This is a genomic window from Isosphaeraceae bacterium EP7 (genome assembly GCA_038400315.1).
GTDB lineage: Bacteria > Planctomycetota > Planctomycetia > Isosphaerales > Isosphaeraceae > EP7.
Genome location: CP151667.1, coordinates 1,025,037 through 1,039,813, shown reverse-complemented (window position 1 = coordinate 1,039,813; position 14,777 = coordinate 1,025,037). Strand labels below are relative to the sequence as shown.

The 14,777-nt window shown below is 68.2% G+C and carries 8 protein-coding genes; 5 read left to right on the top strand and 3 right to left on the bottom strand.

Annotated elements, in window-relative coordinates; all coding sequences use genetic code 11:
• The first annotated feature begins 66 nt into the window (after window positions 1-66).
• The 3 genes from EP7_RS04130 to EP7_RS04120 all read left to right on the top strand — a co-directional run bounded on the left by EP7_RS04130 (window position 67) and on the right by EP7_RS04120 (window position 6,268).
• Window positions 67-2,826, top strand: coding sequence for a fused MFS/spermidine synthase (locus EP7_RS04130; RefSeq protein ID WP_463526323.1), 2,760 nt, complete (start codon window positions 67-69; stop codon window positions 2,824-2,826).
• Between the two features lie 36 nt (window positions 2,827-2,862).
• Window positions 2,863-3,441, top strand: coding sequence for a TlpA family protein disulfide reductase (locus tag EP7_RS04125; protein WP_463526322.1), 579 nt, complete (start codon window positions 2,863-2,865; stop codon window positions 3,439-3,441).
• An 82-nt stretch (window positions 3,442-3,523) separates the two neighbouring features.
• Window positions 3,524-6,268 carry a glycoside hydrolase family 15 protein gene (locus EP7_RS04120; protein ID WP_463526321.1) on the top strand — a complete coding sequence of 915 codons (2,745 nt, stop codon included), beginning with the start codon at window positions 3,524-3,526 and terminating at the stop codon, window positions 6,266-6,268.
• A gap of 5 nt (window positions 6,269-6,273) precedes the next feature.
• Here the strand turns inward: EP7_RS04120 and EP7_RS04115 are convergent, their stop codons facing one another.
• The 3 genes from EP7_RS04115 to EP7_RS04105 all read right to left on the bottom strand — a co-directional run bounded on the left by EP7_RS04115 (window position 6,274) and on the right by EP7_RS04105 (window position 10,535).
• The gene (locus EP7_RS04115; protein WP_463526320.1) at window positions 6,274-7,029 is read right to left on the bottom strand and encodes a hypothetical protein; all 756 of its coding nucleotides are present in this window, start codon (window positions 7,027-7,029) and stop codon (window positions 6,274-6,276) included.
• 197 nt (window positions 7,030-7,226) lie between these two features.
• A complete protein-coding gene (locus EP7_RS04110) occupies window positions 7,227-10,070 on the bottom strand; it encodes a hypothetical protein (RefSeq protein ID WP_463526319.1) in 2,844 nt (947 codons plus the stop codon).
• 51 nt (window positions 10,071-10,121) lie between these two features.
• A complete protein-coding gene (locus EP7_RS04105) occupies window positions 10,122-10,535 on the bottom strand; it encodes a hypothetical protein (RefSeq protein WP_463526318.1) in 414 nt (137 codons plus the stop codon).
• A gap of 40 nt (window positions 10,536-10,575) precedes the next feature.
• Between EP7_RS04105 and EP7_RS04100 the strand changes: the two genes are divergently transcribed.
• Window positions 10,576-11,424, top strand: a complete 849-nt coding sequence (locus EP7_RS04100; protein WP_463526317.1) for a hypothetical protein — start codon at window positions 10,576-10,578, stop codon at window positions 11,422-11,424.
• 70 nt (window positions 11,425-11,494) lie between these two features.
• Window positions 11,495-14,752 carry a transcription-repair coupling factor gene (gene mfd / locus EP7_RS04095; RefSeq protein ID WP_463526316.1) on the top strand — a complete coding sequence of 1,086 codons (3,258 nt, stop codon included), beginning with the start codon at window positions 11,495-11,497 and terminating at the stop codon, window positions 14,750-14,752.
• Window positions 14,753-14,777: the final 25 nt, after the last annotated feature.

Below are 14,777 nucleotides of genomic sequence, written 5' to 3'. Positions count from 1 at the left end.
GCTAGGGTGGTTGGGCCCAAGGGCTTGGGGCTGGATGAACCGCCGTGACATTGGAGAGTCGCTCGCATGAAGGGCGTTGCCGGTCGTCTACTGCCATATGCGCTGGCCTTTTCCGGCAGCCTATGCATCATGATCCTGGAGCTTGTGGCCAGCCGCCTGGTCGCCCGCCACGTCGGCGCCTCGCTGACGGTCTGGACGAGCGTGATCGGCGTGATGCTGGGCGGGATCTGCCTGGGCAACGTGCTGGGCGGTCGGCTGGCCGACCGGGTCGAGCCGTCGTCGGCCGTGGGGCCGATCTACGCGATCTCGGCCGCGCTGACTGTGCTCTGCCTGTGGGTCAATCTGGCCGTGGCCTGGGTGCCCGACTTCGAGTCGCTTCCCCTGTTCCGGACGATCGTCGTGGTCGTGGCCGACTTCCTGATCCCGACGACCGTGCTGGGGATGATCGGCCCGCTCGTCGCCAAGATGGCCGTCGAGCAGTCGCGTAAGACCGGCAGCGCCGTGGGAAATGTCTATTTCCTGGGGGCCGTCGGCTCGATCGTCGGCACGTTCATCGCCGGCTTCTACCTGATCTATCTGGCCACGACCACGACCATCGTGATGCTTGTGGCGGCGGGCCTGTCGATTCTCGCCATCGGACTGCTGAAGGGTGCTGCGCCGCGATTGCTTGCCCTGGCCACCGCCGCTGTGCTGGCCCTGGGCTCGATGCAACCGGTGACGAGGTCCCTCCCCCCCCTTCCCGCCCCGATCGACTTCCTGAATCCGCTGGCCCTGGTCGGGCACGTGCTGGCCTTGCTGCTCGGGATCGTGGGCCTGGTCCAGCTAATGGCCGCACGCCGCGGATATGCCGCGACCCAGCTGGCGGAGGACCATTTCAATCAGGGGATGGTGGCCGACGCCCCGATGCCGCGGCTGGGCGACCTGTCGGCGCTCTCGTTCATCGCCAGCATGGCGTTCATGGCGCTGGAGATGGACGCGGGGCGGATGGTGACCCGGCACCTGGGCTCGAGCATCTACGGCTGGACGAGCGTGATCGGTGTGCTGCTGGGCGGGCTCAGCCTGGGCAACTACCTGGGGGGCCGGATCGCCAACCGGATCACCCGCGAGAAGCAGGCGAGCTGGCTCTTCTTCGTCGCCTCGCTGATGGTGCTGTCGATCATCGTGCTGGAGACTCCGCCGAAGCGCCTGGTCTGGAACCCGATCGAGAACTGGTTCCGCAATCAGCCGCCCGACCCGCTCTTCGGCAGCGTGCAGCCGGTGCTCAGCCGGGCGATCTCGATGACGTCGTTCACCTGGCCGACACGGGTGCTGTTCGTGACCTCGCTGGTCTTCCTGCTGCCGGCGATCGCGCTGGGGACGGTCAGCCCGGTGGTGGCCAAGCTGGCCGTCGACCGGGTCCGCGCCAGCAAGCGCACGGGCGCGGCGATCGGGCAGGTCTACGCCTGGGGGATGGTGGGCAGCATCCTGGGGACATTCCTGACCGGGTTCGTGCTGATCGACGTCCTGGGGACCAAGGGAGTGATCCTTGTCCTGGCGGCGCTGCTCGCCTTCTCGGCCACCTTCCTGGGCAGCGTGCTGCACGCGGCCTGGGCGGGAATCCCGCTGGGACTCTGCGTCATCGCGTTCATGCCGCACCCGTGGTTCCAGGCGCAAGGGGTGGCCTGGGGCATCCGCGAGGAGGCGGGCAAGCTCGACACCGTCGAGGACGCCAACGCGTATGTTGACGAGAGCAACTATTATTACATCAAGGTGACCAACGAGCCCGACGCCGAGGGACAGAAGCGGACGCTCGTGCTGGACAACCTGATCCACGGCTACTTCGTCCTGGATCACCCGGAACGCGTCGACTACCAGTATGAGCACATCTACGCCCTGGTATCGGACCGGGTCAGCAAGTCGAAGGCGAAGGCTGCGGGAAAGCCGGCCGGCGAGGTGATGCCGCTCAAGACGATGTTCCTTGGGGGTGGCGCCTACACCTTCCCGCGCTACCTACAGCACACCTACCACGGCACCGAGGCCGACGTCGCCGAGATCGACCCGGCCGTGACCCGGGCGAACCACGCGGCCCTGGGGCTTCCGGCCAACACGCCCATCAAGACGATCTGGGGCGACGCCCGCACGTTCGTCGAGCGGAACCAGACGAAGAAGCAGTACGACATCATCTTCGGCGACGCCTTTAACGACTTCTCCGTCCCATGGCACCTGACAACCCTGGAGTTCAACCGGAAGCTGGAGACGATGCTGGGGCCGGACGGCGTGTACATGATCAACATCATCGACATGTACGAGAGCGACGCCGAGGCGATCAGCCGGGCCGAGGCCGAGGGGCGCTCCAACGCCCGCAGGCGGGCCGTCGTCGCCGTCGAGGCCTCCGCCAAGGCCAAGGGCAAGACGGCCACCGAGGACGAGACAGAGCTGGCCCGCGACTCGGCCGAGGCCGATCCGGCCGAGGTCGAGGTCCTGAAGGCCAAGAACCTGAAGCGGGCCCGCTCGATCGGCGGATTCCTGGCCGCCTGGGTCGAAACGGCCAAGAAGACCTTCCCCAACGTCTATATTTACGGGACAGACGACGTCCCCGGCCGCGGACTGCGCGAGACCTATGTGGTCGTCGTCTCCAAGAAGCCGCTCGACCTGGCCGAGCTGGGTGGCCGCGACGCCGACCCCCGGTTCTTCCACGACGACAAGCTCTTCGAGCCGCGCCCCTACGGCCCGACCGAGATGAAGGAGCTGGAGGTCCGCTCGCTGGGCATCGTCCTGACCGACGACTACGCCCCGGTCGAGAACCTGCTGGCCCCCGTGGCGAAGACCCGCGGAGAAGACGAGTGACGCCCCGCAGCGGGGCCAGGACAGGGGACTTCGCCGATGAGCACCGCCACGCCGCAACCCTTGAGTAACACATTCTGGCTGGCCATCGCCGCGGGGCTGGTCGTGGCCTGGCTGCTATTCCTACGATTCTTCGGCCCCGAGCAGGCCACAGGAGACCTGGAGCCGCCGCAGCTCATCCTCGAGACGGGGTCGAGGATGGCCGAGTACGACTGGCCCCTGCAAGACCTCGAGGGCAAGCCCACGTCGCTCTCGGCCTTCAAGGGGAAGGCGATCCTGCTGAACATCTGGGCCACTTACTGTCCGCCCTGCGTGGCCGAGATGCCCTCGATCAGCAACGTGGCCTCGAACCCCAAGCTTAAGGACATGGCCGTCGTCTGCGTCTCCACCGACGCGGATCCGGCCGTCCTCAGGGGCTGGCTCGCCGGCAGGGACCTCGGGATGACGATCCTGCGGGCCGACTCCATGCCCGAGGTTTTCGCCACCCAGATGATCCCCGTGACCTTCCTGATCTCGCCGGCGGGCAAGATCGTCGGCAAGGTGGAAGGCGGGGCGCAGTGGGACCACCCGAAGTCGGTCGACGCCCTGCTGGCCCTCACCGAGATGAAGGCGGACTGACGGGCGCCGGCCGGCGTGAGAGGGTCGTGGGCTTGCGGGTGCGGTCTTTATCCGCGACGGGTCGTCGCGAGGGACGATGTTGATGCTTGCGACCTGGATCGAATCGGCGGCGAAGGGGCGGCACGGCGGGCCCGTCCGCTCGGGGATCTGGTCGTCGGCCGTGGTGGGGACGCACCCGATCGAGACCGGGCAGGAGGTCTGGCTCGAGTTGGCCATCGACGACGTCGAGGTCGGCCCCCTGCCCGCCTACTGGATCGAGAACAAGGGGGTCAATAGCCTCTGGCACGTGCCGATCCCGCCTCAGGCGGTGGGCTCGCGATTGCACTATCGGGCCTCGGCCAAGCGGGGCGGCGACGAGACGACGTCGAGCCCCTACCAGGACACGATGGTGCGGCCCAACCTGCCCGACCGGACCGACACGGGCGAGGTGCTTGTGGCCCCCCCCGAGGGGCTGGCCGGCAACCGGATGATGACGGCGCGCATCGACGACCGAGGCTCGACGTACGACCTCTACTTCCCCACGGTCGGGCTGCACTCGAACATCAGGCCGGCCGAGGGGGAGCAGCCGCAGAGCCGGTCGAACTTCCGATCGATCGTCGCCGGGCTGGCGCTGGGGCAGCGGCTGGAATGGTTCGCCGAGCGCCACACCTGGCACGCGTTCCAGCATTACTTGGGGGCCACGAATGTCTTGATGACGGAGCTGACCTGGCGACACGGGCCGATCCGGGTCCTCGCCACTGACTTCGTCGCGATGGGCCACGACCTGCCCAGGACCGCGGGCGGCACCGAGTCGCCCGGCCAGTACGTCAAGCGATTTCGCGTCTTCAATGACGGCGACGAGCCCCGCCAGGCCACCTTCGGCTTCTACGTGCAGGCGGAGGTCAACGGTGGCGTGGGCGAGCCGGGCCTTTCATGGCACGACGGCGATCGCGCGCTGCTCGTTTCCAACCGCGGCCACGGCCACGCCAATCGCAAGCTGGCACGCGACGCAACGGTCGAGTTCTCACTTGGCCTGGACGACCGGGGGGCCGTGCATTGCGAGCCGACCGGCCCCAACGAGGCGCTGCTGCTCCGCCGGCTCGACCTGCCGGCCGGGCAAAGCGTGACGGTCGACCTGCTCGTCAGCGGCGCGTTCACCGGCTGGCGCGGCGACCTGGGGACCTATGAGCACTGGCTCCGGCCGGCCTTGAACTGGTTCCGGTCGGCCGACCTCGACGCCGTGGAGCAGGCCACGGCGCAGGAGTGGGACGCCTACGTCGAGCCCCTGCCGAGCCCGAACTTCCCCAAGCCTGGCTACGCGGTGAACCTCCGACGCTCGGCCCTGGTCGCCGCCCTGCACTGCGACGCCCAGTGGGGGGCGATCGCCGCCGGGTTCGACCGTGGCCTGAGCGCCTATTGCTGGCCGCGCGACGCGATGGGCGCCGGCGCCGCGCTCGATCGGGCCGGCCATCCCGAGATCGGCCGCGGGGTCTATCGCTGGCTCTCGCGGGTGCGAGGCCAGAACCGACCCTACTCGTACTGGTATCAGAAATACACCATCGACGGCTGGCCCGAGTGGGAGAGCCCGGCCGTCGACCAGACCGCGATGATCCCCTGGGGCCTGGAACGTCACTATCGCAGGACCGGAGACCTCGGCTTCGTCTCGGCCAACTGGCCGATGATCGAGCAGGCCGCGTCGGTCTGCGGAGGGGAGTCGGCGCACCCGGGCCTGCGGATGATCGAGGAGCTGAACCTGCTCAGCTCCGCGGGGATCTGGGACATCCGCTTCGGCGCCTTCTTCTATTCGAATTGCGCCGCCGTCGCCGGCCTCCGCGCCGCGGCTCGCCTGGCCCGGATCCTGGACCGGGCCGAGCAAGCCGAGGCCTGGGAAGGGCTGGCCGATCGGATCTGGGAGCAAGGAATTCTGCGCGAGAGTTCACCGGGCGACCCCGGGCCCGGCCTGGTCGACCCGGTCTCCGGCCGGTTCCTCAACGCCCGCAGGGTCTCAACCTTCCGAGGGCTGTGGACGGATCGCCCCGAATCGCTGGTCGATCGGTCGATGGACACGGACATCAGCGTCCTGGGCGCGGTGATCCCCTTCGGCCTGCTGCCGGCGTCCGACCCGAGGATTCGCCGGTCGGTCGAGGCGATCCTCAAGAAGAATGCCCTGACCGTCGACCCGAACCTGCTGACTCGCTGGTCGCAGGACCCCTTCCGACCCGAGCGATCTGGCGTCCCGATCGATGTCCCCAGTCAGGACGTCTCCAGCCTGGCCACGCTCTGGATGGCCCGCTACCTGCTCCAACTCGGCCGCGAGACCGGCCAGGCGGCATACTGGCTGCGGGCGTTGGCGATGCTCGACAGCATCCTCAACCGCCTCGGCCCGCTGGGTGTGCTGCTCAGGCCGACGATGCGGGTCGGCGAGATCGGCCGCAGGGGCGTGGCCGGCACGGCGGGCGTCTGGGGCCTGCACGGGATGATCCTGGAGACGATCCTCGATCTGGCCGGGCTCGACTACGACGCAATCGACGGGGTCATCAGCCTCAAGCCGGTTCTCCCCCCCTCGTGGCCGCAAGTCGGAATGTCCCAGGTGCTTCCGTGCGGGCCGATCTCTTATCGATTCGACCGGCCCATCGGCGGGACGGTGCATCAATTGACGTTCACCTCGGACCTGACCACCCCTGCTCGCCTGGATATCCACCTGACCTGCATCGGCCTGACTTCCCTCGGCCCCTGGCAGTCCGACCCCGAAGGAGCCGAGCCGATCCTCGATCGCTCAAACGGCGGCCTCGCCTGGACCGTCGATCTCCCCGTCGGGCCGTTCGAGGGTCGATGGGCCTGGGGTTGAGCCGCTCAGCGGCCCAAGGGGGGCGGCTCGTGGAAGAAGCGGTCGGCCTCGGCGTCGATCCTGGACTCGAGGTCCGCGCCAGGTTGAAGCAGGACGCCTCGGATACGACCTCGCAAGGTCACGCCACGCTCCAGATCGAAGCCGAAGAGGGCGAGTCCGAGATTCGGCGTCCAGCGGCCGACACGTCGCGCAACATCCTGTGAACTCACGAGTTCGACGTAGCTCAGGCCCGCAATCTCGGAGGGTAGCGGGTCGAGGGGCGTTTCGCCGTGCACCGGCCCGGTGGTCAGGCCAACCAGATTGGACTCGCGGCCGTCGTAGCTCGACCCGGCCGCCAATCGGTCGCGGGGCTCGACATGGCGTGGGCCGTCCTCGACCGACGACCATGCATCGCCCAGCAAGACTTCCAACGATCGGGTCGGCTCAGGATCTCGGGTCCAGGTCGTGATCTCGAGGTCGACCGCGTCATCAGCGTGCGGCTGCCATGCGGCCCTGACCCTGAGGCCATTCCATCCGTTCGGGAGATAGGTTGCCTCGATCCGGTTCCCGCGGCGTTCGACTCGACTGAGCGACGTGCCCTGGAAAGGGTCCGTCGAGAGGCGCCCCTCAGAGGCGAGGCCCGCAAGCACGAGGCATGGCGTCTCATCGTGGCCCGCAAGGTACAAGCCGGGACGCTCCTCCCCAGCAAGCCTCAGCGTCCAGCTGCTGCCGGCCCAATCGATCGTGTAATCGGTGCCTTGGCCGTTCCATTGCCGCGTCATGATCGGTGCCAACCCCGGGGACGCAAAAAAACCCCGCCGTCTCGCGATTGCGAGAGGCGGGGCGGTATGGAAGATAGCATATGAAGCGAAGCCGATGCTTCGGTCGCCCGGGGCACTTTGGAATTTGCTTTACCGGCAACAAGAGTAGTCTATCGGCATCGGCGGTCGAGTCAATGAAGGAGTCTCGAGAATGCCGGTCAGGGGGACGCTTCGGCGGCAGTCTCGGGCCGGCCCGGCCCAGAGATCGACTTCTCTTGCGCCACGGGCGATCGACGTAATCGAAAAAGACGACGAGACTTGTTCTTCACCGAGTCGGCGAATCCGGCCTGCTCGACTGCCGCATCCTGGCCGCGTGGCGGAGCGGCCCGACGTGTTATTTTTGCAACGCGGAAGGCATGCGGGCCGGGATGGCTGTCGTGGGGAAACTGGTGATACTGCGCCTCGCGGATGCCCGGCTTGATGGCGAAACCGGGATCTTCGCGGACGGCAAACTCGAGCCGCTTCGTCCCGTCCAGCGGGGTCACACCCGAGATCGTCCAGCCTCGGGTCACGTCGTCGCCGTGTCGAATCAGCAGGGTCCGTCCGATAAGGTCGTCCGACACCTGGTCGTCGGTCTCGACCGTGAACCGCCCGTGCCCACCCGCCGTCGGGGTCCTGGAGGACGACTCGACGGTTCCACCGGTGGCGACTTGCTCGACGCGGGCACCGTCGGTTTCGGCGAATGTCCCGCCGGCGAGGACCAGGCCCGACGCGCTGACGCGGACGACCAGGCCGTCGGTGCTCAGCGAGCGGCCGTCGGCGAGGGTGACCGAGCGTGTGCCGCCTGGGGTCAGGTTGACGACGAGGTGCTCGGTCCCCTGCGCCGTCTCGATGACCAGGACTGCGGCATCGGGCCCGGCCTCAACCCGGCCGACCCGCTTGAGGGTCGAAGCTCCGCCCGTGGGCTCGAAGACCGTGATGAATGTGCTCTTGAGGGTCGAGCCGTCGGCCGATCGTCGGCTGACCATCAGGGACGGCCGCATCGAGCCGGAGGGGTCGCCCGCGCGGGAAGGGTCTGGGCTCTGGGTGGTGATGACCGAGCCGGGGAGGTCGCCCAGCATGTGCAGCCGCACCGATGCGCCCCCCGGCGCGTCGAGTCGGGCCGTCCAGGGGCGATCGGCCAATCCCCGGCCGATCGGCTGGAAGGCTCCATAGGCCTGCACGAACCAGCGGCCATCCTCGGCAAGTGCATTGGGCAGATAGGTCAGCCCGGCCGGCAGGAGCGTTTCGGAGCCGGGTTCGAGCGGGACCGAGGTCTCCCAGCGGGCGGCAAGGCCGGATGCAGCGTGGAACCACTGGTCGTGCCGCAGGCCACCGTGGACCTCGAAGATCGAGACGGCGTAGCGAGCCGACGGGGTCGAGGAGGCGACGATGGTCTGGCGATAGCGGGTCGTCGACTTGGGATAGGCAGCCGGGTCGTCGATCGACGCGACCTGGAAATCCTCGTCGGCGGCGAAGAATCGGACGGAACCCCCCGGCGCCCGGGTCTGGGCTGTCATCGGGTCCTCGCGCTGGTTCAGGCCGTCGACGATCACCGCGTTGTGGCTGGCAGTGGCCAGGTCGAGCCCGTCGCGTGTCGGGGGCAGCTCATCCAGGTCGCCCAGCACGATCCGACCCCCAACGGCCAGCCTCAGTGAAAGCCGGTGCGAGGCGGGCCGTCCCCAGTTGCCCAGGCCGCTCAACTCCAGGTCGAGCCCTGATCCGGCGTCGCCCAGGGCCAGGCGAGCAATCCCGGCGCCGCCCAGGAGCCCCGCCTTGCGCGGCAAGTCGACGGCCGGAACGACGGGCCAGGCGACGAGCTGGACCTCCGCAGCGGCGGGGTTGCTCAGCGGCATCGCCCCCGCGACATGCGCCAAATCGAGCATCGGCACCCGCCCAGTTCCCGGCGCCTTGGCCCCCCCTCCGGGAAGCATCGGCGCGATCCAGGAATCCAGCAGGGCGACCACCCGGCGATGCCCGTTCAGGTCGCCGTTGCGCCAGAATCCGTCGTGATAGAAGCCGAGCTGCATGAATCCGTCGAGCCGGGTGCCCGCCAAGGCCAGAAGTCTCGAATCTCCCAGCAGGCGTCCCACCGCGAACAGCCCCCGATAGGCTTGCAGCGAGTTCTCGTCGTACTCCTCCGATTGATTGGCCACAAACCGGGCGCTGGCGAGGAACAGGTCGCGCTCGACGACCGTCGCCGGTGAGGGCACGCCCAGCGTGCGGCCGGCCTCGGCCATCGCGGGATCGGCGCGGACCAGGGCGTGAGCCATCAGGAGATTCAGGGGGACATCGAGCGCCCCGCTCCAGTCCCACTTGCCCGAGCGATAGCCGCGCCGATAGGGGGGCGTCATGTCAGCCGGCTGGAGGAACTTGGGCTCGCCGGGCTGGTCATAATGCACGGCATAGTCGGGATAGACCTGCGCGAACCGGACGAGGATCAAGCAAGCCAGCCGGGCCAGCTTGGGATCGGGCTGCTCGCGGTTGCGCACCGCGGCATAGAGCGCGGCCTTGGCAAGGAACTCCCGGACCTCGTAATCGCGTTTGGCAGCCAGGTAAATCCGCTCGTCGGGGTAGCGTTGCTTGACCGCCTCGACGGAGTGGTAGGGGTAGCGGTGGAGGATCCCACGACGTACCTCGATGGTCTCTTCCGGGATCTTGGCGTCGACCTTCGCCGGAAATTTCTCACTCGGAAACTTCTCACCACACTTGCGGCAGGCGAGGGTCTCGGGGTGCTCGCTCGACCATTGCAGGGTGTCCTCGGCCTCGGATGAGTCGCAGGCCGGGCATCGTGCGTAGCGGAACCCGGCCTGCCTAGGCACGAGATCGGTCACGGCCTTCGGTTCCATCGCAAGCAGGGCCTTCACGCCGGGATCGGCCCAGAAGCGGGCTTCCCAGGCGTCGGGAAGCTCAATGTCGCGGAACGGGTCGTCGGCAGGGGCGGCCCCCAGGGTCAGGGCGATCAGGCCCATGACGGCGGCGAGCCTCAGCGCCCAGAGGGGCGTCGTGCGAGATCCGGTCATGGCCTGGGTTCCTTCCCGGCGGGGCATCGGCGGAGAGAAATCGGGGCAAGTTCAGTGGGCCCGATCGGGGAGTCGGGCCAGCTCAGCGTCGCGGCTGCCGTTGACCAGGTGGTACAGGCCGACCGGGCCGATGGTCTCCCCTTCGGCCAGGGCCAGGTCGTGGCGGTGGAGTTGCGCCCGGGCCAGGACCAGGTCTCGATGCGTCTGGCAGGCCAGCCCGTAATTCTTCAGCTCACGGCTGGTGCCGTCGCTCCAGGGGGCGGCCACCTTGAACAGGGCCTTCTCCCCGCAGCGTTCCGCGGAGCAAATCGGCTGATAACGGAAGACGTAATCGTCCATCGACACTCCCAGGCCGCCGACGACCGGGCCGGCGGCGTGGCGATCATAACGGCGAGAGGCGTTGGGGTGAAGGCAAGTCGGCCCGTGGGTGCGTTCGGGCTGGACATCGATCGGTTTGGGGGGCATGCTCTCCCGGGTCCAGAACGAGTGCGAGGGGGCGGACAAAATGGACGCGACCGAGCGATCGACCTGGTTCATCGGCGACCTGGGAGACCCCTGGGTCCGCGACCTGGCGGAGGCGCTCCCCTCGGCTGCGGCTCGCTGGCACTGCGCCGGAGACCTGCCCCAGACCTGGCCGCAGGCCTGCAAGTCGGCACGCCTGATCGTGATCCATCGGTCGACGCTGACCGAGTCGGACCTCCGCAGGATCGTCGTTCTTCGCGGCCCTGGCAGCCCCCGGGTGATCCTCGTCGCGGGAGCCTACGCCGAGTCGGTCGAGCTGGCACGCTGGTCGCGGCACGTTGACCTGATTCTCACCGACGCCACCGCCGCGTCGACACTCGCCCGACAACTGAGCAACCCGGCTCCTGCCACCTCCATCGCCCCAGCCCGGCAACTGGCGGTGGTCAGCACCGACTTCGAGGTGCGCCGGATTCTGGTCGAGCTGGTCGAGGCGGCTGGCGCCCTGGCCATCGCCTGCCGCGACTGGCTCGAAGTGCCCCCCGGCCTGCCCGCCCTCTGGGACGTGCCGACTCTGGAGCCGGGCTGGTCCGACGACCTCGCCCGCCAATCGGCCGGCCGCCGTGTCATCTGCCTGCTCGCCTTCGCCGACCGGACAACCGTGCGAGAGGCTCGCCGCAGGGGAGCCTCGGCCTGCCTGGATTGGCCCTGCGACCCGCTCGACCTCGCCTGGGTGCTGACTCAGGACCTGGAACGCCCCGCGGTCCCGCGATCGTCGGCCTCGACGTCCCCCGGGCGTGGGGATGGCCCCGAGGCGGCGGTTCCGCCGGCTCCGGCGTCGGCCAGACGAAGCCAGCCGAGCCGGGCGTTGGCCGTCGGCGACGCATCTGCCTAGAATAGGCGGGATAAGACCTAAAGGGTCGGCGCCCGCGCCGTCCAGTCGCCACCGGTCCGACCCGACGCTTATGCGCAAGACCAAGACGGCCGAGCCGGCCCCCGCGACGGAGCTGAAGCACCTCACGGGATTGATCCGAGGTGCTCCGGGATTCTCCGGCGTAATCGATGCCCTCCGCCAGAACCGGGGGGGGACGCTCGATGGGGCCTGGGGCTCGGCCGGCCCGCTCGTCGCCGCGGCCGTCGGCCGCGAGGCCCCGTCGACGCTGCTTGTGGTCATCCCCCATGTCGGCGACCTCGACGACTTCCGCGAGGACCTGGGCACCTTCGCCGGAGTCGGCCCCGAGTCGTTCCCCGCCTGGGAAGGCTCACCGCCGCAGGCCGCAGCGGGCGACGAGATCGGCGGCAGTCGACTGCGAGTCCTGAAACGGCTGGCCGGCGCACTGCCCCCCAAGCTGGTCGTCGCGCCGATGGCCGCCCTGCTCCAGCCGGTGCCCAGCCGCGAGGCCCTCGCAGGCGTGACCCGGACTATCAAGGTCGGCGACGTCATCGCCGTCGAAGAACTGGCCGCCTGGCTCGTCGGCCACGGGATGGCCAGGGCCGAGGTCGTGGAGGTTGCCGGCGAGTTCAGCCTGCGCGGCGGGATCCTGGACGTCTTCGCGGCCGACTCCCCCGACCCCGTCCGCATCGAGTTCTTCGGCGACGACGTCGAGTCGATCCGCCCCTTCGACGTCGAGAGCCAGCGCTCGCTCGGCCAGCACGACTCCTTCGAGTTGACCGCCGCGGCCCCGGACCTGGCGCCCGGCTCGGCCGCGACCGCCAGCCTGATCGATTACCTGCCCGCGGCGACCTGGATCGCGCTGCTCGAACCCAATGACCTCAGCGAAGAAGGCAAGCAATACCTCGCCCGCGTCGAGGACCCGCGTGGCCACTTTACGGTCGAGTCGACCTTCGCCCGGCTGATCGAGCGGCCTTCGGTCACGCTCTCGACCCTGGCGGCCGACTCGCTGGAGACGACCTGCCACCTGCGGATCGAGAGTGTCGAGAGGTTCTCGGGCGAGCTGGCCAAGGTCAAGGCTGAGCTGGAAGGGGCCTCCGGCGGCGAGCGAGTCCTGATCGCCTGCCACAACCCGGCCGAGGTCCAGCGGCTGCGCGAGGTCTTCGCCGACTCCACGCTGGCCGAGGAAGGGCGGCTGTACCTGACCGTCGGCCGCATCCGGTCGGGGTTCCGGATGGTCGACGCCGGCACGCTGGTCATCGGCGACCACGAGCTGTTCGCCCGGACCGACGTGCGGCGGTCGACCACGCGCAGGCGATACGAGAGCCGGGCGATCGACAGCTTCCTCGACTTGAACGAGGGGGATCTGGTCGTCCACGTCAACCATGGGATCGCCCGCTATCGAGGGTTGCAACTCGTCGAGCGCGGACCCGGCCACAGCGAAGAGACGCTGGTGCTCGAGTTCGCCGAGAAGACGAAGATGTACATCCCGATCGCCAAGGTTGACCTGGTGCAGAAGTATGTCGGCGGCGGCCGGGGCGAGCCCCCGCTGTCGAAGATCGGCACGTCGAGCTGGGAGAAGCGCAAGCAACGCGTGGCCGAGGCGGTCGTCGACCTGGCCGGCGAGCTGATCGATATCCAGGCCGCACGCGCCAGCCAGCCGGGCCACGCCTTTCCCGCAGAAGATGGCCATTACATGGCCGAGTTCGAGGCGGCCTTCCCGTACACCGAGACCCCCGACCAGCTCACCGCCATCGAGAGCCTGAAGGCCGACATGGCGATGCCCCGACCGATGGATCGCTTGATTTGCGGCGACGTGGGATATGGCAAGACCGAGGTCGCCATGCGCGCCGCCTTCAAGGCGGTCGACGGCGGCAAGCAGGTGGCGATCCTGGTGCCGACCACGATCCTGGCCGAGCAGCACTTCCGCAGCTTCAGCGGCCGGATGGCCGAGTTCCCCGTCACCGTCGACGTGGTCAACCGCTTCAGGCCCAAGGCGAAGATCCGCGAGACCCTGAAGCGCACGGCCGCGGGAGGCGTCGACATCCTGATCGGCACCCACCGGATCGTCCAGAAGGACGTCTCCTTCAAGGACCTGGGACTGGTCATCATCGACGAGGAGCAACGCTTCGGCGTCGAGGACAAGGAGTGGCTCAAGTCGCTCAAGACGACCGTCGACGTGCTGACCCTCTCCGCCACGCCCATCCCGCGCACGCTTCACCTGAGCCTGCTGGGCATCCGCGACATCTCCAACCTGGAGACACCCCCGCCCGACCGCAAGTCGATCGAGACCCGGATCCTCCGGTTCGACGCCGAGACGATCAAGCGGGCCATCCGCCGCGAGATGAACCGCGACGGCCAGGTCTACTTCGTCCACAACAAGGTCTTCGATATCGAGACCATCGCCGATCGGATCCGTTCGATCGTGCCCGAGGCCCGAGTCGGCATCGTCCACGGCCAGATGGCCGGCGACGCGATCGACAAGGCGATGATCTCATTTTTGCGCAAGGACTTCGACGTCCTCCTGGCCACGACGATCATCGAGAGCGGCCTGGACATCCCCAACGTCAACACCATCTTCATCAATGATGCGGATAAGTACGGTCTCGCCGATCTACACCAGCTGAGGGGGCGAGTCGGCCGGTACAAGCATCGTGCCTATGCCTATTTGCTGCTCGAATCCGACCGGCCCGTGACTCCGAATGCCGTCAAGCGACTGAAGGCGATCGAGGAGTACACCGAGCTCGGTGCCGGGTTCAAGATCGCCCTGCGTGACCTGGAGATTCGAGGGGCCGGCAATATCCTGGGATCCGAGCAGTCGGGGCATATCGAGAGCGTCGGCTACGAGCTTTATTGCTCGCTGCTGGAGAGCGCCGTGCGGTCGATGACCAACAAGCCGCAAGAGGTCGCCTCGGACGTCTCCGTCGAGCTGAGCTGGCGGGCCTATCTACCCAAGGATTACGTGCCGGGCCCGAAGCAGAAGGTGGAGCTGTACCGTCGCCTGGGTCGGACACGCACCCTGGAGCGACTGGCCGACTTCCGGCAGGAGTTGGTCGACCGTTTCGGGCCGATCCCGCTGATGGGCGAGAATCTTTTGCGCGAGGTCGAGCTGCGGATCATGGCCGAGCACTGGCAGATCGGCCGGGTGCATGTCGAGGACGGCTACGTCGTGCTGACCTATCACAGCGCCAGGCGCATTGAAGCCCTCGCCCGCAGGCATCCGGGGCACATCCGGGTTGTGGACGACCGGACGGCGTACGTGCCGCTGGACGAGAAGCCGCGTGCCTCGGCGATCGCGCATGCGTTGAAATCGCTCTTGCGGCCCGAGTGAGGTGCGGGTAGCCTCCGCCCCGACC

What these genes read in the sequence shown, in the direction of transcription:
- EP7_RS04130 (WP_463526323.1), top strand. Translation starts at nt 67, where the DNA reads ATGAAGGGCGTTGCCGGTCGTCTACTGCCATATGCGCTGGCCTTTTCC.
- EP7_RS04125 (WP_463526322.1), top strand. Translation starts at nt 2,863, where the DNA reads ATGAGCACCGCCACGCCGCAACCCTTGAGTAACACATTCTGGCTGGCC.
- EP7_RS04120 (WP_463526321.1), top strand. Translation starts at nt 3,524, where the DNA reads ATGCTTGCGACCTGGATCGAATCGGCGGCGAAGGGGCGGCACGGCGGG.
- EP7_RS04115 (WP_463526320.1), bottom strand. Translation starts at nt 7,029, where the DNA reads ATGACGCGGCAATGGAACGGCCAAGGCACCGATTACACGATCGATTGG.
- EP7_RS04110 (WP_463526319.1), bottom strand. Translation starts at nt 10,070, where the DNA reads ATGACCGGATCTCGCACGACGCCCCTCTGGGCGCTGAGGCTCGCCGCC.
- EP7_RS04105 (WP_463526318.1), bottom strand. Translation starts at nt 10,535, where the DNA reads ATGCCCCCCAAACCGATCGATGTCCAGCCCGAACGCACCCACGGGCCG.
- EP7_RS04100 (WP_463526317.1), top strand. Translation starts at nt 10,576, where the DNA reads ATGGACGCGACCGAGCGATCGACCTGGTTCATCGGCGACCTGGGAGAC.
- mfd (WP_463526316.1), top strand. Translation starts at nt 11,495, where the DNA reads ATGCGCAAGACCAAGACGGCCGAGCCGGCCCCCGCGACGGAGCTGAAG.